Below are 23,361 nucleotides of genomic sequence, written 5' to 3' on the forward strand. Positions count from 1 at the left end.
TTATTGTAAAAAGTTCAGTAAATCGTAATAGTTTTCTGCATTAATTCCGTGTCCCTGTTCGTATTCATGGTACTCAAAATCCAAATCCAGTTCTTCGCAGATAGGCTTAAACTGTCTTGCCCACTGAATAGGAATGACAGGATCTTCTTTTCCATGAGATATAAAGAATTCCAGCTGGGAAAAATCTGTTCCCATATCAATATCTTTTAATAACTCCGGATCAGGGTACCCGCTTAAACAAAGAACCTTTTTAAAGGTTTGAGGATGGTGCAGGGCCAGAGAAAAGGATAAAATAGCCCCCTGGCTGAACCCTAACAGTGTGATTGAGTTTTTATCAAAAGGAAACTTTTCATGAACCTGAGTAATAAATTGGATGATTATTTCTTGAGATTCAACCGCCTGTTGAACATCCGTCATTCGGGCACCTCCTGAAAAATCCAAATCGTACCATGAAAATCCTCCCATCGGGGTTTCCCTTACAGCTCTCAGGCTTATGACGTACGCATCATCCGGCAATTCCTCTGCAAAACTGAACAAATCCTGCTCATTGCTTCCATAGCCGTGTAATAATAAGATTAATGAAGGAGTTTCCGTAGCCGATTTAGGTTCTCTGAGTAAATAATGTACCATACCTGTATAATATTCTTTAACAACAAATGTACTTATTTTTAAGAAACTCTCCGTATATAATATTTGACAGCAGATAAAATCCGAGCATAAAAATTGGGATAAGGCATTAATTTTGCAGTGTAAGCTGTGGGTTTAAAAAGAATGATACAACCATGAATAATCGTAAAGAAACATCTAAAAAAGAAGTGGTTTTGATAGGGGCAGGAATTATGAGTGCTACCTTAAGCATGATGCTGAAACAACTGGATCCGGAAATACATATAAAAGTCTATGAAATGCTGGATGAAATGGCAGATGAAAGTTCCTCAGCCATGAATAATGCAGGAACCGGACATTCCGGTTTTTGTGAGCTTAATTATACTCCGGAACTGGCCGATGGTACTATTGATATAAGTAAAGCCGTTCATGTGGCCTCCCAGTTTGAACTGTCCAAGGAGTTCTGGAGCTATCTGGTTGAGCATGGCTATATATCTTCACCAGACAATTTTATACATACTACTCCGCATTATAGTTTTGTAACCGGAGAAAAAGATATTAATTTTTTAAGAAAGAGGTACGAAACCATTCATAAGCATCCTTTATTTAAACAAATGGAGTATTCTGAAGAATATTCCGGAATAAAAAACTGGATTCCTTTGGTAATGGAAGGCAGATCCCGGGAAGAGAAAAATGCAGCTACCAAAATAAGATTAGGAACCGATGTTAATTTTGGTTCTCTCACTAAAGAAATGTTTTCTACCCTGATAGAGAATGGCGAGATTGAAATGAACCTTCATCATAAGGTGAAAGATTTAACGCGCCGGGAAGATGGGAGATGGGATATAAAAGTGAAAAACAGGGATACGGAAGAAACATTTACTACCACGGCTGATTTTGTTTTTATAGGAGCCGGAGGTGGAGCAATTCTTTTATTGGAAAAATCAGGAATCAGGGAAGCTCGTGGATTCGGAGGCTTTCCTGTGGGGGGCGAATGGCTGGTTTGTACGAATGAAGCGGTTATTAAAAGACATCATGCAAAAGTATACGGACAGGCAGGAATCGGTGCACCTCCCATGTCAGTTCCTCATCTGGATTCTCGTACTATTGATGGAAAACAGCAGTTGTTATTCGGCCCTTTTGCTGTTTTTTCCACCAAATTTTTAAAGCATGGCTCTTTTCTGGATTTATTTAAATCACTGCGATTTGAAAATATCGGAGCTATGATACAGGCGGGCTGGCATAATATGGATTTAACAAAATATCTGATCGATCAGGTAAAACTTACCAAAAGCCAGAAAATAGATTCTCTGAAACAATATTTTCCAGAGGCTGTATCGGAAGACTGGGAAGAAAAAGTTGCCGGACAACGGGTACAGGTGATCGAAAAGGATGAAAAAAAAGGAGGAGTCTTAAAGTTCGGAACCGAAGTTATAAGTTCTGAAGATGGCAGCCTATCTGCTTTACTGGGGGCTTCGCCGGGAGCTTCTACGGCGGTAGCCATCATGCTGGATTTATTAAAAGAGTGTTTCAGTGAAGAATTTAATTCGCCTCAATGGCAGGCTAAACTAAAGGAAATGGTTCCTTCTTATGCTGGAAATTTTAATGACGAAGCTTATTGTGATCAGGTAAGGCAAAGAACTCATACTATTTTAGGATTAGAATTATAAAGACTTATTCGATTTTTAATTCTAAAAATATATGAAGATATTCTGTGAAGGATACGAATATAAAGGATACGTTTTTATTAACGGTAACTGCAACTTAAGATCTGTACGTTATATAAAAATAGGTTTAACTTACGTAATCAAAGAGAAATGAAAAATGTAATAGTATTTATTTTTTGTATAAATTGGCTATCTGGACAAAATAATCATTTAATGATCGTAAAACCGAACGAAATTTTATTATGGAGTACCAATATTCCTGAAAATTCACAACTTACCGGAACTAACAAAATATCTCCCAAAGGTTCATACACAAATGTAACAACTCCTTTACTGGTTGTTCATAAGCCTGAACTTCCCAACGGATTGGCTGTGTTGGTTATAAGTGGAGGCGGATATTCTCATATAGCTTCAGGAAATGAGGGATATCCGGTTTCTCAATGGCTTAATTCGTTAGGCATAACAGCTTTTGAACTCATTTACCGTTTACCCGGAGAAAATGAGAATAACAGGCAGGTTCCTTTTCAGGATGCACAGCGGGCTATGCGAATGATTAGAAATTATGCAGTTACCTATAAAATAAATCCCGATAAAATTGGGATTCTTGGTTTTTCTGCCGGAGGTCATTTAGCCGGTTATATTTCTTCTATGTCTGAGTATTCATTTTATAAACCTCAGGATTCCCTTGATTTTGTTTCTGCCCGGCCAGATTTCTGCGGACTTATTTATCCTATTGTATCTATGCAGCCAATAAATAGTAAAACCAACTCATTTAAAAATTTATTAGGACCCAATCCTTCCAAAGAAAATGAAAATTTATTTTCTGTTGAAAAGCAGGTAAACTCTCATACCCCTCCAACCTTTATAGCTCAGTCAGTAGATGATCCTGTTTCTCCTATTGAAAATAGTTTACTTATGTTTCATTCTTTAAGAGAGCAGAAAATCCCGGTTGAAATGCATCTTTTTCAAACCGGAGGTCATGGTTGGGGCATGGGAAAATCAAGATCGGAAACTTTAGAATGGCCTAAACTGTTTTTAAACTGGTTAAAGCAGAATAAGATATTAGAATACTAAAAACTGAGTATTTCTTTTCCATATTTCGATTCCGGAAGGTTAGGCTATATATATAAAATAATTATTGTATAAAAAACTTTCATATATTATTATCCCAGTTCTCTGTTTTCCAGCATAGGAACAAATTGGTAATCGCCAAATTCCATAGTTTCAAAAGTAGTAGCATCCAGTTTAAGTACCGTATACATTTTTTGTTCTTTTTCCCCGATAGGTATAACCATAATGCCTCCGACAGCTAACTGCTTTAGTAACATTTTAGGCATTTGGGGAGCACCTGCGGTAACAATAATCTTGTCAAAAGGTGCAAAAGAAGGAAGACCGGCGTATCCGTCTCCGAAAGTCTGATGTTTGGGTAGAAAATGGATTTTTCTTAAAATATTCCTTGAAAATTCAAAAAGCTCTTTCTGCCTTTCAATAGTATATACCTGAGCACCCAAAGCCACAAGTACAGCAGTCTGGTAGCCGGAACCGGTACCTATTTCCAGAATTTTTTCTCCTTTCTGAATGTGCAAAAGCTGACTTTGAAAAGCAACGGTATAAGGGTGAGAAATAGTTTGTCCTGATAATATAGGAAATGCCCGGTCTTCATACGCCAAATCTTCAAATATGGAGTCTATGAACAGATGCCGGGGAACCTGATTAATTGCGTGAAGCACTGCGGGGTCTGATATTCCTTTTAGTTTTAGTAAGCTAATTAGCTGATTTCGTTTTCCTTTATGTTTTAAAGTATCCAATTTCATTTGTCGGCAAGTTATTTAAAATATGAATGGAAAGCAATATTGAAATGTACAAAATGATAAATAATTATTGTGTTTTTTTGGTTCTGAAACGTTTAGGAATGATGAAAACAAGATTTAACAAAACTATGGATAATAATATGAGTGCAATACCGGTCCATTGTAAAGCATTTACTTTTTCGTGCAGTAGGAATTTTGCCATTAATACGGAAACCGGAAGTTCCAGCGAGGCAATAATACTTCCCACGCCAATGCCCACTACCGGCATTCCTTTAGTAAATAAAAACGGAGGGAGAATGGTTCCGAATACTGCGAGTATGATGCCCCAGGTATAAAAAATTGAAAAATTAAAGGGTTCGGTAACGATGGTGTATCCCCAGATAAGGGTAACCATGAGTGTGGCTCCTGTTAAAAGATATACAGAGCGTAAGGAGGAGGGAAGCTTGGTTCCTATTTTATTAGAAGAAAACATGGAAAATGTATACGACAAAGCGGATAATAATCCGAAAATTACTCCCGTTATGTTTAGTTTAATGTTTGATTCATTAATTAAGTTGGTGGCCAATAAGGTTCCGGTAAGTATTAATAAAATTGCAAGTTTCTGAACCAGTGTTGGCTTTTTTCTGTTAATGATGAAATCCACCAATGCTCCCATCCATACGGCCTGCATTAATAATACGATACAAATGGAAACCGGAATTTTATAATGTACAGCCAGATAATAGAAAGTACTGGTAAGTCCAAAAGAAGTTCCGCAAAGTATTAAATACAGTTTATCTTTACGGCTGGCAGGAGGAAGGTTTCCAGCGTCTTTTTTTTTGCTGAATAAATGAATGATCAGGAGTCCCAGCAACCCCAGAACGGCTTGAGAAAAAGTGACCTCTGCCGTGGTATAACCCTCATTATAGGCTAGCCTTACAAAGGTTGCCAAAACTCCGTATGAGGAAGCAGCAAAGGCTACAAAAAATAAAGATTTTAAGTAGGTTAAATTCATGAATGTAATTTATATGGTTATTGAATTGCAAAGGTAGAAAGTAATTGTTAATGAGGAAAATGAAAATCAATTTAACTTTTTGGTTTATTGGGTTTTTATAGGTATGATTATATGTTTTTGATAGCCAGATTGATAGGTGGTTTTTGTATTTTGATTTAAAAAAAAATAGGAATCTGTTTTATGATAAGCTTTAACTTCGTAAAAATCTGAGATTAAATGGCTAGAATATGAGGATATTATTTTTGTATATCTAAAAAAAACACTACATTTGCGACCTAAAATTAAAAGAGCATAAATGCCAACTATTCAACAATTAGTAAGAAAAGGAAGAGCCACACTTGCCAAGAAGAGTAAATCGGCTGCTTTAGATTCTTGTCCACAAAGACGTGGAGTATGTACCCGTGTATATACCACTACACCGAAAAAACCGAATTCAGCACTTAGAAAAGTTGCAAGGGTTCGTTTAACAAACGGTAAAGAGGTGAACGCGTACATTCCAGGAGAAGGACATAATCTACAAGAGCACTCGATAGTATTGGTGAGAGGCGGAAGAGTAAAAGATTTACCGGGAGTTCGTTATCACATTGTTAGGGGAGCTTTAGACACCGCTGGTGTACAAGGTCGTTTACAAAGAAGAAGTAAATACGGAGCAAAACGTCCTAAAGACAAAAAATAGTAATAACGAAATTATTCAGGTAAAATGAGAAAAACGAAAGCAAAAAAACGCCCGCTTTTACCAGATCCTAAATTTAATGATCAATTGGTAACACGTTTCGTTAATAACTTAATGAAAGACGGTAAAAAAAGTATAGCTTTTAAAATTTTCTACGATGCATTAGAAATTGTAGAATCGAAAAAAGAAGATCAGGAAAAAACATCTTTGGAAATATGGAAAGATGCTTTGGAAAATGTTATGCCTCATGTAGAAGTACGTAGCCGTAGAGTAGGTGGAGCTAACTTCCAGATTCCAATGCCTATTCGTCCGGATAGAAAAATTTCTATGGCGATGAAATGGTTGATTAAATACTCCAGAGATAGAAATGAAAAGTCCATGTCTCAAAAGTTAGCTTCTGAAATTATAGCAGCTGCAAAAGAGGAAGGTGCTGCTGTTAAAAAGAAAACAGATACTCACCGTATGGCTGAAGCTAACAAAGCATTCTCACATTTCAAATTCTAAGATTGTATGTCAAGAGATTTAAAATATACACGTAATATAGGTATTGCTGCTCATATCGATGCAGGAAAAACCACAACAACGGAAAGGATTTTATTTTATACTGGGGTTAACCATAAAATAGGAGAGGTTCACGATGGTGCTTCTACTATGGACTGGATGGTTCAGGAAGCTGAAAGAGGTATCACCATTACTTCCGCAGCTACTACCTGTAACTGGAATTTCCCTTTAACTGATGACGGTAAAAAATTACCAGACACTCAGTCTTACCATTTTAATATCATTGACACTCCGGGACACGTTGACTTTACTGTTGAGGTGAACCGATCTTTACGGGTATTAGACGGTTTAGTTTTCTTATTTAGTGCAGTGGATGGTGTTGAACCTCAATCTGAAACTAACTGGAGACTTGCCGATAATTACAAAGTTCCGAGAATGGGATTTGTAAATAAAATGGACAGACAAGGTTCCGATTTCTTGAACGTTTGTCGCCAGGTTAAAGACATGTTAGGATCTAATGCAGTTCCTATCGTTCTACCTATTGGTTCAGAAGAAGATTTCAAAGGAGTTGTTGACCTGGTTAAAAACCGTGCAATAGTATGGCATAATGATAACTTCGGTTCAACTTTTGATATTGTTGATATTCCTGAAGATATGCAGGAAGAAGTTTTGGAATACCGTCAAAACCTTATCGAGGCTGTGGCTGAGTATGACGAAAGTCTAATGGAAAAATTCTTTGAAGATCCGGATTCAATTTCTGAAGAAGAAATTCACGAAGCACTTCGTAAAGCAACTATAGATATTAGTATTATTCCTATGGTTTGTGGTTCTTCATTCAAAAATAAAGGAGTTCAATTTATGTTAGATGCAGTATGTCGTTATCTTCCTTCTCCTTTGGATAAAGAAGCTATCGAAGGTATAGACCCAAAAACTGATGAGCCTATTTCAAGAAAACCGGATGCAAAAGAGCCGTTTTCAGCTTTAGCATTTAAAATTGCTACTGACCCTTATGTAGGTCGTTTAGCTTTCTTCAGAGCTTATTCCGGTCATTTGGATGCAGGTTCTTATGTTCTGAATACCCGTTCAGGAGATAAAGAAAGAATTTCAAGGATCTATCAGATGCACGCAAATAAACAAAATCCTATCGAATATATTGAGGCAGGAGATATTGGTGCAGCGGTAGGTTTTAAAGATATAAAAACAGGAGACACCCTTTGTGAGGAAAAATCTCCGATTATCTTAGAAAGTATGGTATTCCCGGACCCGGTTATCGGTATTGCTGTAGAACCAAAAACTAAAGCAGACGTTGATAAATTAGGTATGGCTTTATCTAAATTAGCTGAAGAAGATCCAACCTTCCAGGTTAAAACAGACGAAGCTTCCGGACAAACTGTAATTTCAGGTATGGGTGAGCTTCACTTAGATATTATTGTAGACCGTTTAAGAAGAGAGTTTAAAGTTGAAGTTAACCAGGGGCAACCTCAGGTTGAGTACAAAGAAGCTCTTATGGGAACTGCTTCTCATCGTGAAGTTTACAAAAAACAAACCGGTGGACGTGGTAAATTCGCAGACATTGTATTTGATATATCTACAGCTGATGAAGGTAAAACAGGTCTTGAGTTTGTGAATGAAATCAAAGGTGGGAATATTCCAAGAGAATTTGTTCCTTCTGTAGAAAAAGGTTTCAAAGAAGCTATGAAAAACGGTCCTTTAGCAGGATATGAAATAGACGGAATGAAGATTACGTTGAAAGACGGATCTTTCCACCCGGTTGACTCTGACCAGTTATCTTTCGAATTAGCAGCCAAATTAGGATTTAAAGAAGCTGCTAGAAAAGCGAAACCGGTAATAATGGAACCTATTATGAAATTGGAGGTATTAACTCCTGAAGAATATATGGGGGATATTGTTGGTGACTTGAACCGTCGTAGAGCTACTGTAAATGGTATGGATGATAGAAATAACGCAAAAGTTATCAAAGCATTTGTTCCGTTATCAGAAATGTTTGGATATGTAACGTCTTTAAGAACTTTATCTTCCGGACGTGCAACTTCAACTATGGAGTTTGATCATTACGAAGCAGCTCCTCAGAACGTAGCAGATGAGGTTATCGCTAAAGCTAAAGGTACAAATGCTTAATATTTAAAACAATGAGTCAAAAAATAAGAATAAAACTTAAATCTTACGATTATAATTTAGTTGATAAATCAGCTGAGAAAATCGTAAAAACTGTAAAAGCGACTGGTGCTGTAGTTAACGGACCTATTCCATTACCTACACACAAAAGAATCTTTACTGTTTTACGTTCTCCACACGTAAATAAAAAATCTCGTGAGCAGTTTCAATTAAATTCTCATAAGAGGTTAATGGATATTTACAGCTCTTCTTCTAAGACTGTAGATGCTTTAATGAAACTTGAACTTCCTAGTGGAGTAGAAGTTGAAATCAAAGTTTAATTTGAGATATTTAACTATCCATATAAAAACCTCCTGTTTTTCAGGAGGTTTTTTTATTGGTGCTTATGATAATCGTTTAAAAATTAAAAATTATAAAAATAGATCTGGTTGAACAAATTCCAGATTAAATGCTTCAGCAACTCCCGGATAAACTACATTTCCCTGAATAATATTTAATCCTTTTTTCAATTCTTCTTTTTCAGAACAAGCTTTTTTCCAACCTTTATCCGCAACTTCCATTATATAAGGAAGCGTACAGTTAGTTAATGCCAGGGTTGAGGTATATGGCACAGCTCCCGGCATATTGGCTACACAATAATGTAAGACGTCATCGATGATAAAAGTAGGATCATTATGAGTTGTTGGAGTACAGGTTTCAACACAGCCTCCCTGATCCACAGCAACATCCACAATTACAGTTCCTGGTCGCATATCTTTCAGCATATCCCGGGTAATAAGTTTCGGTGCTTTTGCACCCGGAATTAATACAGCTCCAATAATTAAATCATGAGTTTTTATAAGGTTTTTTATATTGTACCTGCTTGAATATTCTGTAATAACATGTGGGGGAAGTATATCGCTAATGTATCTTAGTTTATTCATGTCAATATCCACAATGGTCACCTGCGCACCTAAGCCGGATGCCATTTTAGCTGCCTGAATACCCACTATTCCAGCTCCTAAAATAAGCACTTTTCCTGGAGGTACTCCTGGAACTCCACCTAAGAGAACCCCTCTTCCTTTTGCAGGTTTTTCAAGAAATTTAGCTCCTTGCTGAATAGCCATTCTTCCGGCCACTTCAGACATAGGAATTAATAAAGGAAGGCTTCGATCTTTACGTTCTACTGTTTCGTAAGCAAGGCAAACTGATTTGCTTTCAATCATAGCATGAGTAAGCTTTTCACTTGAGGCAAAATGGAAGTATGTAAAAATGATTTGATCTTTCCTAGCCAGTGAAAGCTCCTGCTCAATAGGTTCTTTGACTTTTAATATCATCTCGGCTTCAGACCAGATGTTTTCAGGAGAATCATATATATGTCCTCCTGCCTGAATGTACTCTTCATTAGATATTCCACTTCCTACACCGGCATTTTTTTCAATCAAGACTTTATGTCCCCGGTGAGAAAGTTCGAAAACTCCTGCAGCTGTAAGCGCTACTCTGTTTTCGTTATTCTTGATTTCTTTAGGTACTCCTATAATCATATCTTATAATTTTATGGTCTTATAACAAAATTATAAAAAGAGCGGATATAATATGAAATTATTAATCTAAATTTTAAAAAAAATATAGGTTAAATTATGCTTTCTATGGTAGCATTAAGAATTATTTTTATTTAAAGTCTCTTTCAGTTCATTGATTTCATCACGGAATTTAGCAGCGGTTAAAAAGTCCAGATTTTTAGCTGCTTTTTCCATTTCTTTTTGTTTTTTAGAAATAATTTTTTCCAGATTTTCGTTATTATATTGCACAGAAGGTTCAGCAGCTGTTTTTATATCATCTTTGACATTGTAGGTTTCAATAGCAGCCTCTTGGTCACCTATGGATATTTTTGTGATTTTTTTGTTTAATGGTTTAGGGGTAATATGATGATCTATATTAAACTGATTCTGAATTTCCCTTCTTCGAGATGTTTCATCAATGGTTTTTTTCATACTATCAGTCATCTTATCTGCATACATAATTACTTTACCGTGAATATTTCTGGCAGCACGTCCGGCAGTTTGAGTAAGCGAACGGTGGGAGCGTAAAAAACCCTCTTTGTCCGCATCTAATATGGCAACTAATGAAACTTCGGGTAAATCCAGACCTTCCCTTAACAAATTTACTCCCACAAGAACATCAAATTTCCCTAATCTTAAATCCTGCATTATTTCAACTCTTTCCAATGTATCTATGTCTGAATGTATATATCGTGTTCTTATACCGAATTTGGTCAGGTATTTGGTCAGTTCTTCTGCCATTCTTTTGGTTAAAGTAGTAACTAAAACCCTTTCATCTTCTTCAATCCGTTTTTGTATTTCGGCCATTAAATCATCAATTTGATTTAAAGAAGGCCGGACTTCTATTTCCGGATCTAATAGTCCGGTAGGTCTGATAATTTGTTCAACAAAAACTCCTTCACTTTTTTGAAGCTCATAATCCGCAGGGGTTGCACTTACATAAATTACCTGATTTTGCATCATTTCAAATTCTTCAAATTTTAATGGGCGGTTATCCATAGCTGCAGGTAACCTGAAACCGTATTCAACTAAAGTTTCTTTTCTGCTTCTATCTCCACCGTACATGGCGTGAACCTGTGGAAGAGTAACGTGGCTTTCATCTACAACCATAAGAAAATCTTTAGGAAAATAATCCAATAGACAGAAAGGGCGAGATCCGGGAGCTCTCCCATCTAAATATCTTGAATAATTTTCAATTCCTGAACAATACCCTAGCTCTTTAATCATTTCTAAATCAAATTCAGTTCGTTCTTTTAAACGATGAGCTTCTAATGATTTACCAATTTCATTATAATATTCTACCTGTTTACCCAAATCAATTTGTATATTTTTGATCGCTTGGCTTAAGGTATCTGGTGAGGTAACAAACAGATTGGCAGGATAAATGTTAATATTTTCAATGGAATCTATTACATTATTGGAAACATAATCTACGTTTTCAATTCTATCTATTTCATTTCCAAATAATTGTATACGTATTCCCGTGTCTGAATATGCGGGAAAAACGTCTATAACATCACCTTTAACTCTAAAATTACCTCTTCCAAAATTCATTTCGGATCGAGAATAAAGTGCTGAGACTAACGATTGCAATAATTTGGTTTTTGTGATTTTTTGGCCAACCTCTAATGCCACAAGGTTTTTTTGGAATTCCTGCGGATTTCCTATACCATATAAACAGGATACAGAGGAAACAACTAATACGTCTCTTCTTCCTGAAAGTAAGGCTGATGATGCACTTAATCGAAGTTTTTCAAGATTTTCGTTGATTGATAAATCTTTTTCGATATAAGTATTTGTGGTAGGCATAAATGCTTCCGGTTGATAATAATCATAGTAAGAAACAAAATATTCAACTGCATTATTAGGGAAAAACTCTTTAAACTCCATATATAGCTGAGCAGCAAGTGTTTTATTGTGTGCTAAGATAATTGTAGGGCGTTGTATATTTTGAACAACATTTGCAATGGTAAAGGTTTTACCAGAACCTGTCACTCCTAATAAGGTTTGATATCTTTCATTATTTAATATTCCTTTGGATAGTGATTCAATTGCTCTGGGCTGATCTCCTGTAGGTTGGAAAGGAGAAACTACTTCAAACTTCATATATCAAATTTACGAATATATAATTAATAATCTAGTATATAAGATTTTATATATATTCCATGCATATTAGAAAAATAATAATATAGATTAATAAATATTAAGTTGTTTTTAGAAAAATGTTGTTTTTTTTATATGTAAATCAATGAGTTAAGTTATGTAAGCTATTTTTGTATAATCTGTTGGTCATTTTAAAATTTACTTATATTACTTGTATATTTTTGCGAAATATTTAAAAAGAGACTAACATTCATGAAAAATTTTGTATTAATTAGTTCGTTATTTATTTTATCTGTATCATATATGTGTGGTCAGGTAGGTATTGGGACGGAATTCCCAAATGTAAAATCTATATTAGATGTTGAATCTGATAATTTAGGAGTTTTACTACCAAGGGTAAGTAAAGCCGAGAGAGATGCGATGGATTTAAGTTCTTCAGAAAAATCCTTATTAATATTCAATACAGATTCCAACTGTTATAATTTCTGGCAAGGGGATCAATGGCTAAACCTTTGTGGTGAAACTCCAGGTATTGAGTATACTATGGATTGTGCTACATTAGTACTAGGGCCTACTATTAGTAAATTAGTACCCAACAAGGAACTGGACGAAAATGATTATGTTGAAGTTACTATTAATGTTACCAATCCGGGACCCTTATCTTTAACCACTAACATAGTTAATGGGTATTATTTTACTTATTCCGGAACAATTACTGAGGTTGGAAAACGTAGTATTCGTCTAACGGGAGAAGGTAGACCAATAACACCTAAATTGTCCAGTAATTTTAAAATTTCTGGAGCTAAGGGATGTTCATTCACAGCAACAACCGATGGGTTAAGTACAAGAACAATTAATGTACTATTTTTAGGACTGAATGATGCTTATACTCCAAATAGTACATCAGCATCTGGTTTTTCAAACTTTTCAGCAGTTTTATCAAATCCTATGGTTTTTGGAAATGACGGTACAAACAACGGTATAGTTTCAGGATTTAAAAATGTTTCTATGACTACGATTTCTTTATCAACTACAACCAACAGAATTCAGGCAATTAATGCACTTCAGTCAGGTACCTATGATATTGTGATAACCAGTTGGGGAGATGACGGAGCAACGGCTGCAAACAGGCAAGATTTAGCTAATGCAGTGAAAGTTTTTTTAACTCAAGAAAAAAAAGCTGCTTTATTTTTACTAACTCAGGATTCGCAGGTTTATGCTAAATTATCTAATCTTTTAGTTTCTGGAAGTGCTGACACTGTAACCGGTTTACAAGGCAGCAGGGCAACACCTTCTTCTGTAAACGGAGCTATTGAAAATATTGATCATCCACTTACTAATGGACCTTTCGGAAATTTAAGAGGCTTACCTTACACTTCTTACGATGATGGTTTATATTTGAATAATACTGTAGGTAAAGTATTTGCTAAGGAAAAAAATTCATTTATTGTAAATAATAATATTGTACAGGCCGTAACATTTACCCCTAAAGATTATTCTGATAATGTAATTGCCAGTTTTTCATTTAATTTTTCTAACAATTTAAATGATACCGGAGGTGGTGATACAGGAATATTTGCAGGACCCAATATGTTTAATTGTTCTTCAGTTTCAGCTACTCAATGTAAATATGAAAATATGGTTCAGGCTGGACAAGGTGATCAAACAAAAATTAATACTGCATTTAATCTGAATATATTAGCTTATTTAATTGGGAAAGTTTTGTAAAATATCTTAATTATAATAAATTTTTCAGATTTAAAAGCTTATCTATAGAATTATACTAGTCTACTCATTCAATATTAATTAAAAGAAACTTCTTATATAAGAAGTTTCTTTTTTATATTTGACATTTAAATCAATAAAATTATTGAATTTTACTGTATGTGGAATGATTTCTGCATATTTAAAAACTTTTAAATAACTTTTATACTTGTCGGATTTTACTAATAAATTTTGAAATAATGAGGCCCACTGAGCTTTCAGAATTAAATAAAATAAGAAAAAAATATATTATTCAATATCTATGTATTATTATTAGTGTATTGTTTTCTTTTTCTGTATTTTATTGGTATGAAAACATGTTCCCTCTTAATTATCTTGCGTCCTTAGGTCTTTTGTTTCACTTATTTGTGTTGGTCATATCAATTAAATTAAATTACAACTCAATAAAATTATTAGTTCCGGTATATTTAATTTTTTTATCTTTAATGTTGTACCCCTTTAATGCATTATTATGGCAATCGGGACAGGTTACTGCTTTTATCTGGTACTTTTTAATTCCATTCGGTATAATGATCATTTTCTCATTTAAAACTGTATTATACTGGTCTTTGTATATTTTAGTTCTAATAGGGAGCATATTCATTATGTCAGATTTCAATCTTTTTCAAAAATATATACGTCCTTTCTCTTCACATCAATTGACTGTTTTAAACATAATAACTATACTTTTCAGTTTATGTTTTGTTACTTTTATTATGTATTATATTAATAAAGCAGGAATGATACAGATGATTAATAAACCAGACAAAACAACAAGTACAATCAGTTCTACAACATCTGACAAAACAGATGAATCCGATGAAAAATATGAAACTTTATATAATAATATAGTTGATTATTTTAATTCTAAAGAACCTTATTGTGATCCGGATTTTAATATTGCCCAGGTAGCATCAAGCTTAAATACTAACATAACGTATATTTCCAAATCTATAAGAATAAAAAGAAATATGAACTTTGTTTATTTTGTGAATACTTACAGGATAAATAAAGTAAAAGATATGATCAATAAAGATTATCATAATAAATATACATTAAAATTTATTTATACTTCTGCTGGTTTCAAACATCAATCTACATTTAATAAAGTTTTTAAACTGATAGAAGGAATAACTCCTTCTCAATATATTAATGCTATGAATCACGAAAATGATTCTGAAGCACTTTAATTATAAACTATAAAACCGGTATCAATATATTATTAACTTCAACAGTTAACGAATTTAATAAGTATAAAAAAAGTTAAATGATGTTGGAATTTTATGTTAACATTTTTGCTTAATTTTGCATAGTTAATTAATACTAAAATAAACATGGCGCAGCCGGTTTCTTACACAGAAGAATCTGATTCGATTAAAAAACAATTTTTACAAAGTTATTTGCTTTGCATTACAGGTATTTTAGCGCTTTACTTAATTTATTATTGGAGTGTACAGCTATATCCTTTCAATTATCTGACAGCATCATACTTAGTTTTACATTTGCTATTAATTATTATAGTCTATAAGGTAAAATATGATTATTTAAAGCCATATATTATGGTATATGTTGTGGTACTAACCTTATTGTTATATCCATTTATGGTTTTGTTTTGGGAAGCCGGAAGAATAACTCCTTTTATGTGGTATTTTTTAATTCCTTTCGGAATGACGTTGTTTTATAATTTTAAGACAATAATATCAATGGGAATCTATATTGTTGTTCTTATATGTACAGCATTTCTTTTAGTTCAAGTGATACCCGAAGAACAATACATTAGTTTTGTTGATAAACAACTTGTTATTATTAATGTTGCAACCGTGTTTTTTGCTTTGATATTGATTAGTCTTATTCTCTATTATATGAATAAATTACGATTTATTTCAGTAAGCATACCTGTTAAAGAAGTAAAAACTACACATTTAGAATCAACTCATCTTGATGATTCGAAATATTCTGAGTTATATGATAAAATTTTAGATTATATGGAAAATAAAGAACCATATTGCGATCCGGGGTTCACTATTTCCCAACTGGCATCAGAGTTGAACAGTAATGTCTCGTACATATCCAGGACTATTAAAATTAAAAAAAATATGAATTTTACTTCATTCATTAACTTATACAGAATAAGTAAAGTAAAAAAAATGTTAGAAAATAATTACCATATTAAATATAGTCTGAAATATATTTATACGTATTCAGGTTTTAAACAACAAACAACATTTAACAAGGTTTTTAAACAAATTGAAGGAGTTACACCCTCAGAGTATATTCAAAGTATGACAAAAGAAGATGGAACTAGCTATCGTTTTGATTAATTATTACTCTAAAATTAAATTTCAGTTCTTCTATTCAGCTCATCACGCAATTTGGCTGCTGTCTCATAATCTTCGCTTTCTAAAGCCTTGGATAATAAATCATTAATTTCCATTTCGGATAAATGAGCAAAAGAATCTTCTAAATTATCCATTTTCAATTGATTTTCAATATTATCAATTGCTTTTTCAATGGTTGCATCTTCAGAATTTTCCTCTTTCATATCCATGTACACACCCGCTTTTTCCATAATTTCTTTCGTGGTATATATAGGTGCATTAAATCTTACTGCCAAAGCAATAGCATCGGAAGTGCGGGAATCTATTTCTTTTTCTTCATCTGTATCAGAATTCTGGAACAATATGTTAGAATAGAAAACTCCATCAACTAGTTTATAGATAAAAACGGCTTTAACCTGAATATGAAAACTTTTAGCAAAAGTTGTAAATAAATCATGGGTAATAGGACGGGGAGGAGTTATGTCTTTTTCTAAAGCTAAAGCAATAGATTGGGCCTCAAAACTTCCTATAATTACCGGTATTTTACGTTTTCCAAAATCTTCTTCAAGAATAAGTGCATAAGCTCCGGTCTGTGTTTGGCTGTAAGAAATTCCTCTAATATTTAATCTTATTAAATCCATAAATTATTTCGCTCGGAAAATAAAGGTCTGTATAAATTGAGTTGCAATTTACAATTTTTTTTATAATTTCATAAATCGGATAAATTAATGTTTTCACAGACGCTCCCAATAAATTGTTTATATTTATTAGAGTTTATATGATCTATTCATTAGATAAAGCGGGAATCGGATTATTTAAATTTATAGTCTCTAAATTTATATTACTACCAAAAAATTTTTTTGCCAGTCTGGCAAAATTAGGATTTAAGTCAGAAACATAAAATTCATAATCGGAGTTACTTGTATTGGATAACAATTTTCTTTTTTCCAGATCGTGTTTAATAAAATTGGCTACAATTAAAGGAGAGTCTATTACCTGAATTTTGTTCTGATAAAATTGTTTAACTTCATTAAGAATAAGAGGGTAATGAGTGCATCCTAAAATCAGGGAATCTATATTTTGTAATTTTTTATTGTTTAAATATGTTCTTAATACAATTTCAGAAATAGCATGATTATTAAAACCTTCTTCTATTACCGGAGCCAATAAAGGTGTAGCAAGTTCCTGAACCTCTATGTGCTTGTTAAGCTTGCGTATGCTTTTTCTGTAAATATGAGATGCAATAGTGGATTTTGTAGCTATGACTCCTATATTTTGATTAAAAGCATAGGCTACTTTCTCTGCAACGGGAGAAATAACATCATAAACAGGTACCTTATGCGATTTAGCAATTGCTTTAACTTCATGAAGCGCATTAGATGTAGCTGTGTTGCAAGCTATAACAATAGCTTTGCAACCTTTTTCAATTAGAAACCGGGTAATTTGTTCAGAATATTCAATAATTACTTCCTTAGATTTATCTCCATAAGGAAGATGTTTAGAATCTCCAAAATAAATTACGCTTTCATTAGGCAGCAATCTCTTAATTTCTTTTGCTGTTGTAAGCCCTCCCATACCGGAATCAAAAATACCTATAGGTTGATTTTCTCTCATTTTTTTATAATCCAGTGCAAAATTAAGTGTTTATTACTAATTAATCAATGAAAAATAGCCGAGATATAATACCATCCGTTTGAAACAGGTATTCCGGATTAATCATCAATGAATTACTGTTTGTTAAAATTAAACGTTCCTGTTTTAAAAATTCGGTTTCTTTTAAAAAATGAGAGACTATTTTTTTTGAAAAATTATCTAATACAGAATTTATATTAATTCCCCATTGTGTTCTAAGTCCCAGCATAATTTTTTCATTATATACGTCTTTTTCATCAAGAAATTCTTGTTCCAAAGGTAAAATATTATTATTCAGAGATTTAATATAATGAATATTATTGGAAATATTCCAGCTTCTGATATTTGTTCCGTTAAATGAATGAGCCGATGGTCCTATTCCTATATAAGCTTTAGAATTCCAATAGGAAGTGTTATGCTTTGAAAAATATCCTTTTTTACCAAAATTCGAAAATTCGTATTGGATAAAATCATTATTATAAAGTATTTTTCTTAATAATTCAAACTGTTTGAGTTGACGGTCTTCATCAATATCTGGTAATTTCCCTTTTTTTATAAGCGATTCAAAAGCTGTCTTGGGTTCCACTGTTAAAGCATAGGATGAAATATGAGGAATATTTAATTGTATTGCTTTTTGTAAATTATCAATCCAAATTTGATTAGAAGTACTTTGGCCTCCATAAATGAGATCTATAGTAATGTTATTTAATCCTATATTCTGTGCCCTCATGATAGATTTTTCCGCTTCAAAAGATGAATGGGAACGATTCATTAGTTTTAGGTCATAATCATTAAACGATTGTATACCAATACTTAAACGATTTATAGGAGTTTCATTTTTTAAAAAAAGTAAGAAATCAGAAGTAAGATCCTCAGGATTGGACTCTAAAGTTATTTCTTGTAATTCTGAAATTGAATAATGAGAATGCAGGGTGTTAAATATCGAGTATAATTCATTTTTTGAAAGAAGGGAAGGAGTTCCTCCACCAAAATATAAAGTCTCAATTTTAATATTTTTAAATTCGTCTTTCCTTAAAAATAATTCCTTTTCTATAGCTTTTACTAGTTGAGGCTTAAAGTCTAACTGAGTTGAAAAATGAAAATTACAATAATTACATTTTTTATGACAAAAAGGAATGTGGATATAAAGTCCTGACATGGAAATATGATGCTCTAAAAATATTAAGAAACAAAAATACAACAAGATTATAAGTTGAACCATTTTTTAGTAAATTTAAAGAGAGAATTTTTTCAAGTTTATAATGGAAATAATATTAATGTGATTTATTTCAACCTGAAAATTTGAATAAATCTTAGTGAATTGGCCGGAATTTTGATCAGATTTATCTAAAATACAAATATGAGTGAATACGAATTAATTGATAATACTGAAAATAATCAGTATGAAATACAGATTGGTAGGTTTACTCCCAGAATAGAATATATAAAGACAGATGATGAAATATATCTTACTCACACAGAAGTTCCGATGGAATTAGAAGGAAGAGGAGTAGGATCCGGATTTTTGGAACAGGTACTAATAGATATTGATAAGCAGGGATTAAGACTTGTACCTATGTGTCCGTTTGTAGCAGGCTATTTAAAAAAGCATCCTGAATGGAAACGGTTGGTTGTTAAATAATTAGTATTAGAATCCTTGCCCGGAAATTATATTTTCCAGTTCACTATACTGAGCTGTATTGTTTTTTATTGAAATAATGTAAATAGTTTTATCTTTTAGAAAAATAAAAATCCAGTTTTGTGTTTTTTTTATTTGTTTAATTTCACGCCAGTAGATTATTTGAGAAAATGTTTCTCCATCAATATTGATATTCTCATTAGTAAAATTATATTTTATTTTTTCAGTAAACTCAATATTGGAATTAATTTGTTTATAAATCGTATAATATACAAGCAATGGATTGATAACTAAGAAAAAAGAAGAAAAATATAAATAATATACTGGAGTTTTTTCTAAGCCTTCTATATTTACATTAAATAAATACATTACCAATAATAAAAGTCCGATAAAACAAAAAATTAGAAATGATGTTTTTTTATAAAATAAATTTAAGATTAAATATTTATACTCTTTAGCAGATATTTGACTTTCAACTAACATTTTTATTGTAAAAATATTAATTTTTTAATTAGTTTATAAATATATTAACATTTAAAACTAAATACATTTTAAACCTCTGTCAATATATGCATCATGATCAAAGAATATTTATTAAAAAAACTATAACTTCGTATTATTATAATTATTAATAACAATATAATGAACATAACAGATTTATTCAATTCAGATTTAGGAAAACAAATAATAGAAGGAATAGGACAAAAAACAGGAACAACAGAAAAAGAAACATCTTCTGTTATAGCCTCAGCTGTTCCTGCTTTACTCGGAGCATTACAAAATAATGCAACTTCCACTGATGGGGCAAATGGAATACTAGGAGCTTTAACATCTTCTAACCACAGCGGTAGTATATTAGATAATCTTTCAGGTTTCTTTACAGGATCAGACAATTCTGATGGAAAAGGAATTTTAGGACATATATTTGGCAGCCAGCAAAAAGAGCTTGAAGAAAGTATAAGTTCCAGAACTGGAGTTTCTTCAGGAAAAGTTTCTCAGATTTTAATTCTTTTAGCACCAATAGTGATGGGGTATTTAGGAAAACTGACTCAAAAAAACAATGTTGAAAATACAGGCGGACTTACAGATATGTTAAGCGGTATGTTGGGAGGAACTGCAGGAAGTAGCATTTTAAGTAAAATATTAGATCAAAACGGGGATGGTAAATTAGGATTGGATGATTTAGGTAGTTTTCTTTCAGGAGATAAAAAAGAAGGATTAGGGGGGATTTTTGGAAAAATTTTTGGAAAATAACACTTATATAAATAGTAATGATAAAGCCGGCATATTGCCGGCTTTGTTGTTGAAGAATTACTAAGGTGTATGTAATAAAGATATGAATAGAAGCATATTAAGACTCGCTATACCCAATATTATATCAAATTTATCAGTACCCTTGCTTGGAATGGTAGATATGTTTATCGCTGGACATTTAACCGATGAAAACTATATAGGAGCTATAGCAATCGCATCCATTATATTTAATTTTATTTACTGGGGCTTTTCTTTTTTAAGAATGGGAACCAGTGGATTTGCAGCTCAAGCCTATGGTAAACAAAATAGAAATGAGCAAACAGAAGTGCTTATACGTTCTTTATATCTTGCTCTTTTAGCTGGAATAATTATTATTGCATTACAAGGAATGATTGCATTAGTAAGCTTTTATTTATTGAATGTAGATGAAAATATCAAAATACGGACTAAACAATATTTTGATATTTATATTTGGTCTGCACCAGCAGTATTAATTTTATTTAGCTTAAATGGCTGGTTTATAGGTATGCAAAATTCTAAAATTCCTATGGTAATAACTATAGCTATTAACAGTCTTAATATCTTGCTATCATTTCTTTTTGTTTATCAATGGAAACTTGAAATAAGAGGTATTGCTTATGCTTCATTAATAGCTCAATATACAGGGATGGTTACCTATTTACTTATTTGTAAATTCAGATATAAACATTGGTTAGAAAACATAAGCCTAAAAAAAATATCATCCATTAGTTCATTTATTCCATTTTTAAAAGTAAATAGAGATATCTTTATCAGAACTTTAGCATTATTATCGGTTAGTTCATTTTTTATGTATGCTTCATCAAAACAAGGAAATCTTATTTTATCTGCCAATGCCTTACTCATGCAGATGTTTGTTTTATTTTCATATATCATGGATGGATTTGCATATGCAGCAGAATCCTTGACAGGAAAATTTGTTGGAGCAAATAAGTTTACATCCCTTAAACAGCTTATAAATAAGCTTTTAATATGGTCATTTACAATAGCTATAATATTTACACTACTTTATACATTTTCTTTAACTCACTTACTTTCATTTTTTACGGATAAAGCCAGCTTACTTGAAATATGTTACCAATACCGTTGGTGCGTAATTTGTATACCTTTAGCAGGATTTTTAGCTTTTGTTTGGGATGGAATATTTGTTGAGGCTACTGCCTCCAGGCAAATGAGAAATTCTATGCTCATATCCGTATCTATCTTTTTTGTATGCTACTATGGATTAGATAAATATCAGAATAATCATACACTATGGTTTTCTTTCTTGCTATATCTTTTATCAAGAGGTTTAATTCAATCATATATAGCCAAAAGATTTTTGTTTGTTTTATGATTAATTAACAATTAATATCAAAATAATATGTTAATTGAATATATTAAACAACTATAGATTTAATATAATTAAATATAATGCTTCTTAATATTAAAAAAAAAGTAAAAATTTATTTATATTTGTGTTGAATTCTCTATCAAAATAATAAATTATATCTATGAACTTATTAAAATTCGTTTTATTATTTAGCCTGCTACCCTTTTTTTTGTTAACAATAAGTTGTAAAAATAAAAATTGTATAAACGTTAATACGAATACATTACACTGTTTTAATGAACTTGATAATAAAATATTAAGAGACTCTATCTCACATATTAACTTTGCGAGAGAAATAAACTGTTTTAAATGGGATTCATTAGAAATTGGTATGCGAAGTTCTTATCTGGATTATCCATGCATGAATTTTAAACTGGTAGACATAGATCCTCAAAAGAATGTATGGGTGAAAGGAAGAGAAATAGAAGAGCATATGGATAGTTATGATCGGGATAAATATTGGTATATTATTTATTTTTATTACAAAGGAGATATGCTAAATCAATCGTTGGCAATCAATGAATCTGTAGTAAGTTTTGACTCTATATCTGTAAAGATAAGAACCATACCCAAAGAAAAAACTAATTTTATAATATCTCCCTCAATACTTTCTAAAGCAGATAAAAGTCTGCGCTTTCCTAAACACAGACAAATATTAATGAATAATACATTAAAGGCTAATTAAAAAACATAACGGAATTTTAAATAGCCCGATAAAGTATCAATTTTTAATTTGAATTATTTATTTTTAGATGAAAGTGAATTTATGGCTTCAATAAGAATTTTTTGTTCTACAATCATGACTTTTTGTTGAAGATCTGCAACTGTATCGTTTTTATCAATAGAGAATGTTCCCTGTAAAATTATTTCACCTTCATCAATACCCTGTGTTACGAAATGAACAGTTGCTCCGGATTCAACTTCACCTGCATCTAAAACAGCCTGATGTACCTTGGCTCCATACATACCTTTTCCTCCAAATTTGGGTAATAACGAAGGATGAATATTTATAATTTTACCCGACCATTTATGACAAAATTCTACAGATAAAATTGAAAGAAAACCAGCCAACACTATAATGTCAATATTTTGATCTTCAAGTATATGGTCAATATCAACAGATAAATTTTTACCTCTTTCCAGTAAAAAAGTTGAAATATCTTTATCTAAAGCTCTTTCAATCGCATAACAATCTCTGTCTGCAATTACAGATTGCAGGTTACAATCAATTAGTTCTCCTGATTCCAGAGCATCTAAAATTCTTTGCAGGTTCGTTCCTCCTCCGGATACTAATACAGCTATATTCATATT

At 32.3% G+C, this 23,361-nt stretch carries 24 protein-coding genes; 13 read left to right on the forward strand and 11 right to left on the reverse strand.

The genetic code is table 11. From position 1 onward, the window contains the following. Positions 1-630 carry an alpha/beta hydrolase gene (locus EOV51_RS09465; protein ID WP_128152165.1) on the reverse strand — a complete coding sequence of 210 codons (630 nt, stop codon included), beginning with the start codon at positions 628-630 and terminating at the stop codon, positions 1-3. A gap of 152 nt (positions 631-782) precedes the next feature. Here EOV51_RS09465 and mqo point away from each other — a divergent pair, with 152 nt between their 5' ends. Continuing rightward, the gene (gene mqo, locus EOV51_RS09470; RefSeq protein ID WP_128152167.1) at positions 783-2,276 is read left to right on the forward strand and encodes a malate dehydrogenase (quinone); all 1,494 of its coding nucleotides are present in this window, start codon (positions 783-785) and stop codon (positions 2,274-2,276) included. A 147-nt stretch (positions 2,277-2,423) separates the two neighbouring features. Further along, positions 2,424-3,347 carry an alpha/beta hydrolase gene (locus tag EOV51_RS09475; RefSeq protein ID WP_128152169.1) on the forward strand — a complete coding sequence of 308 codons (924 nt, stop codon included), beginning with the start codon at positions 2,424-2,426 and terminating at the stop codon, positions 3,345-3,347. Positions 3,348-3,436: 89 nt separating this feature from the next. Here the strand turns inward: EOV51_RS09475 and EOV51_RS09480 are convergent, their stop codons facing one another. After that, positions 3,437-4,087, reverse strand: a complete 651-nt coding sequence (locus EOV51_RS09480; RefSeq protein WP_128152171.1) for a protein-L-isoaspartate(D-aspartate) O-methyltransferase — start codon at positions 4,085-4,087, stop codon at positions 3,437-3,439. Between the two features lie 64 nt (positions 4,088-4,151). Beyond that, positions 4,152-5,078, reverse strand: coding sequence for an EamA family transporter (locus EOV51_RS09485; protein WP_128152173.1), 927 nt, complete (start codon positions 5,076-5,078; stop codon positions 4,152-4,154). A 295-nt stretch (positions 5,079-5,373) separates the two neighbouring features. Between EOV51_RS09485 and rpsL the strand changes: the two genes are divergently transcribed. The 4 genes from rpsL to rpsJ are packed head-to-tail and all read left to right on the forward strand — an operon-like array spanning position 5,374 to position 8,708. Continuing rightward, positions 5,374-5,754, forward strand: coding sequence for a 30S ribosomal protein S12 (gene rpsL / locus EOV51_RS09490; RefSeq protein WP_128152175.1), 381 nt, complete (start codon positions 5,374-5,376; stop codon positions 5,752-5,754). 24 nt (positions 5,755-5,778) lie between these two features. Continuing rightward, positions 5,779-6,255 (forward strand): 30S ribosomal protein S7, encoded by a 477-nt coding sequence (gene rpsG / locus EOV51_RS09495; RefSeq protein ID WP_128152177.1) that lies wholly within the window; start codon positions 5,779-5,781, stop codon positions 6,253-6,255. A gap of 6 nt (positions 6,256-6,261) precedes the next feature. Continuing rightward, entirely contained in the window at positions 6,262-8,391 is a 2,130-nt protein-coding gene (gene fusA, locus EOV51_RS09500; protein ID WP_128152179.1) for an elongation factor G, read from the forward strand. A gap of 11 nt (positions 8,392-8,402) precedes the next feature. Next, positions 8,403-8,708 (forward strand): 30S ribosomal protein S10, encoded by a 306-nt coding sequence (gene rpsJ / locus EOV51_RS09505; RefSeq protein ID WP_055425679.1) that lies wholly within the window; start codon positions 8,403-8,405, stop codon positions 8,706-8,708. 90 nt (positions 8,709-8,798) lie between these two features. Here the strand turns inward: rpsJ and ald are convergent, their stop codons facing one another. Beyond that, positions 8,799-9,911: an alanine dehydrogenase gene (gene ald, locus EOV51_RS09510; protein WP_128152181.1), complete on the reverse strand. Its 1,113-nt coding sequence runs from the start codon at positions 9,909-9,911 to the stop codon at positions 8,799-8,801. Positions 9,912-10,025: 114 nt separating this feature from the next. Continuing rightward, the gene (gene uvrB, locus EOV51_RS09515; protein WP_128152183.1) at positions 10,026-12,035 is read right to left on the reverse strand and encodes an excinuclease ABC subunit UvrB; all 2,010 of its coding nucleotides are present in this window, start codon (positions 12,033-12,035) and stop codon (positions 10,026-10,028) included. A 249-nt stretch (positions 12,036-12,284) separates the two neighbouring features. Here uvrB and EOV51_RS09520 point away from each other — a divergent pair, with 249 nt between their 5' ends. Next, a complete protein-coding gene (locus tag EOV51_RS09520) occupies positions 12,285-13,760 on the forward strand; it encodes a hypothetical protein (protein WP_128152185.1) in 1,476 nt (491 codons plus the stop codon). Positions 13,761-14,190: 430 nt separating this feature from the next. Here the strand turns inward: EOV51_RS09520 and EOV51_RS14665 are convergent, their stop codons facing one another. Next, on the reverse strand, positions 14,191-14,415 hold the full coding sequence (locus EOV51_RS14665) for a hypothetical protein (RefSeq protein WP_164875278.1): 225 nt from the start codon (positions 14,413-14,415) through the stop codon (positions 14,191-14,193). Between the two features lie 121 nt (positions 14,416-14,536). Between EOV51_RS14665 and EOV51_RS14670 the strand changes: the two genes are divergently transcribed. Together EOV51_RS14670 and EOV51_RS09530 are read left to right on the forward strand one after the other, a co-directional pair. Next, entirely contained in the window at positions 14,537-14,986 is a 450-nt protein-coding gene (locus EOV51_RS14670) for a helix-turn-helix domain-containing protein (protein WP_164875279.1), read from the forward strand. A gap of 144 nt (positions 14,987-15,130) precedes the next feature. Beyond that, positions 15,131-16,117 carry a helix-turn-helix domain-containing protein gene (locus EOV51_RS09530; protein WP_128152189.1) on the forward strand — a complete coding sequence of 329 codons (987 nt, stop codon included), beginning with the start codon at positions 15,131-15,133 and terminating at the stop codon, positions 16,115-16,117. 14 nt (positions 16,118-16,131) lie between these two features. Here EOV51_RS09530 and EOV51_RS09535 read toward each other — a convergent pair whose 3' ends face one another. The 3 genes from EOV51_RS09535 to hemW form a co-directional block, all read right to left on the reverse strand. Further along, complete coding sequence (locus tag EOV51_RS09535) at positions 16,132-16,755, reverse strand: bifunctional nuclease family protein (protein WP_128152192.1); 624 nt, start codon at positions 16,753-16,755, stop codon at positions 16,132-16,134. A gap of 142 nt (positions 16,756-16,897) precedes the next feature. After that, entirely contained in the window at positions 16,898-17,728 is an 831-nt protein-coding gene (gene murI, locus EOV51_RS09540) for a glutamate racemase (RefSeq protein WP_128152194.1), read from the reverse strand. Between the two features lie 40 nt (positions 17,729-17,768). Next, positions 17,769-18,968: a radical SAM family heme chaperone HemW gene (hemW, locus tag EOV51_RS09545; RefSeq protein WP_317126958.1), complete on the reverse strand. Its 1,200-nt coding sequence runs from the start codon at positions 18,966-18,968 to the stop codon at positions 17,769-17,771. A gap of 138 nt (positions 18,969-19,106) precedes the next feature. On the opposite strand from hemW, the gene EOV51_RS09550 reads away from it, so the two are divergent. After that, complete coding sequence (locus EOV51_RS09550; protein WP_128152196.1) at positions 19,107-19,388, forward strand: GNAT family N-acetyltransferase; 282 nt, start codon at positions 19,107-19,109, stop codon at positions 19,386-19,388. Between the two features lie 6 nt (positions 19,389-19,394). Here EOV51_RS09550 and EOV51_RS09555 read toward each other — a convergent pair whose 3' ends face one another. Then, on the reverse strand, positions 19,395-19,754 hold the full coding sequence (locus EOV51_RS09555; protein WP_228427614.1) for a YcxB family protein: 360 nt from the start codon (positions 19,752-19,754) through the stop codon (positions 19,395-19,397). A gap of 273 nt (positions 19,755-20,027) precedes the next feature. Between EOV51_RS09555 and EOV51_RS09560 the strand changes: the two genes are divergently transcribed. The 3 genes from EOV51_RS09560 to EOV51_RS09570 all read left to right on the forward strand — a co-directional run bounded on the left by EOV51_RS09560 (position 20,028) and on the right by EOV51_RS09570 (position 22,735). Next, complete coding sequence (locus tag EOV51_RS09560) at positions 20,028-20,639, forward strand: DUF937 domain-containing protein (RefSeq protein ID WP_228427615.1); 612 nt, start codon at positions 20,028-20,030, stop codon at positions 20,637-20,639. Positions 20,640-20,721: 82 nt separating this feature from the next. Further along, on the forward strand, positions 20,722-22,014 hold the full coding sequence (locus EOV51_RS09565) for an MATE family efflux transporter (RefSeq protein ID WP_128152203.1): 1,293 nt from the start codon (positions 20,722-20,724) through the stop codon (positions 22,012-22,014). Positions 22,015-22,171: 157 nt separating this feature from the next. Then, positions 22,172-22,735, forward strand: coding sequence for a hypothetical protein (locus EOV51_RS09570; RefSeq protein WP_128152205.1), 564 nt, complete (start codon positions 22,172-22,174; stop codon positions 22,733-22,735). Between the two features lie 53 nt (positions 22,736-22,788). Here the strand turns inward: EOV51_RS09570 and purN are convergent, their stop codons facing one another. Then, on the reverse strand, positions 22,789-23,358 hold the full coding sequence (purN, locus tag EOV51_RS09575) for a phosphoribosylglycinamide formyltransferase (RefSeq protein WP_128152207.1): 570 nt from the start codon (positions 23,356-23,358) through the stop codon (positions 22,789-22,791). Positions 23,359-23,361: the final 3 nt, after the last annotated feature.

It is taken from the genome of Apibacter raozihei (assembly GCF_004014855.1).
Taxonomy (GTDB): Bacteria; Bacteroidota; Bacteroidia; order Flavobacteriales; family Weeksellaceae; genus Apibacter; species Apibacter raozihei.

Bases quoted from the DNA above. Each gene is read 5' to 3' on its own strand.
- EOV51_RS09550 (WP_128152196.1), top strand. From the start codon at position 19,107: ATGAGTGAATACGAATTAATTGATAATACTGAAAATAATCAGTATGAA.
- purN (WP_128152207.1), bottom strand. From the start codon at position 23,358: ATGAATATAGCTGTATTAGTATCCGGAGGAGGAACGAACCTGCAAAGA.
- EOV51_RS09530 (WP_128152189.1), top strand. From the start codon at position 15,131: ATGGCGCAGCCGGTTTCTTACACAGAAGAATCTGATTCGATTAAAAAA.
- hemW (WP_317126958.1), bottom strand. From the start codon at position 18,968: ATGGTTCAACTTATAATCTTGTTGTATTTTTGTTTCTTAATATTTTTA.
- EOV51_RS09465 (WP_128152165.1), bottom strand. From the start codon at position 630: ATGGTACATTATTTACTCAGAGAACCTAAATCGGCTACGGAAACTCCT.
- rpsL (WP_128152175.1), top strand. From the start codon at position 5,374: ATGCCAACTATTCAACAATTAGTAAGAAAAGGAAGAGCCACACTTGCC.
- fusA (WP_128152179.1), top strand. From the start codon at position 6,262: ATGTCAAGAGATTTAAAATATACACGTAATATAGGTATTGCTGCTCAT.
- EOV51_RS14670 (WP_164875279.1), top strand. From the start codon at position 14,537: ATGATACAGATGATTAATAAACCAGACAAAACAACAAGTACAATCAGT.
- rpsJ (WP_055425679.1), top strand. From the start codon at position 8,403: ATGAGTCAAAAAATAAGAATAAAACTTAAATCTTACGATTATAATTTA.
- murI (WP_128152194.1), bottom strand. From the start codon at position 17,728: ATGAGAGAAAATCAACCTATAGGTATTTTTGATTCCGGTATGGGAGGG.
- EOV51_RS09555 (WP_228427614.1), bottom strand. From the start codon at position 19,754: ATGTATTTATTTAATGTAAATATAGAAGGCTTAGAAAAAACTCCAGTA.
- EOV51_RS09475 (WP_128152169.1), top strand. From the start codon at position 2,424: ATGAAAAATGTAATAGTATTTATTTTTTGTATAAATTGGCTATCTGGA.
- EOV51_RS09485 (WP_128152173.1), bottom strand. From the start codon at position 5,078: ATGAATTTAACCTACTTAAAATCTTTATTTTTTGTAGCCTTTGCTGCT.
- EOV51_RS09560 (WP_228427615.1), top strand. From the start codon at position 20,028: ATGAACATAACAGATTTATTCAATTCAGATTTAGGAAAACAAATAATA.
- rpsG (WP_128152177.1), top strand. From the start codon at position 5,779: ATGAGAAAAACGAAAGCAAAAAAACGCCCGCTTTTACCAGATCCTAAA.
- EOV51_RS09535 (WP_128152192.1), bottom strand. From the start codon at position 16,755: ATGGATTTAATAAGATTAAATATTAGAGGAATTTCTTACAGCCAAACA.
- EOV51_RS09570 (WP_128152205.1), top strand. From the start codon at position 22,172: ATGAACTTATTAAAATTCGTTTTATTATTTAGCCTGCTACCCTTTTTT.
- EOV51_RS09565 (WP_128152203.1), top strand. From the start codon at position 20,722: ATGAATAGAAGCATATTAAGACTCGCTATACCCAATATTATATCAAAT.
- uvrB (WP_128152183.1), bottom strand. From the start codon at position 12,035: ATGAAGTTTGAAGTAGTTTCTCCTTTCCAACCTACAGGAGATCAGCCC.
- EOV51_RS09480 (WP_128152171.1), bottom strand. From the start codon at position 4,087: ATGAAATTGGATACTTTAAAACATAAAGGAAAACGAAATCAGCTAATT.
- ald (WP_128152181.1), bottom strand. From the start codon at position 9,911: ATGATTATAGGAGTACCTAAAGAAATCAAGAATAACGAAAACAGAGTA.
- EOV51_RS09520 (WP_128152185.1), top strand. From the start codon at position 12,285: ATGAAAAATTTTGTATTAATTAGTTCGTTATTTATTTTATCTGTATCA.
- mqo (WP_128152167.1), top strand. From the start codon at position 783: ATGAATAATCGTAAAGAAACATCTAAAAAAGAAGTGGTTTTGATAGGG.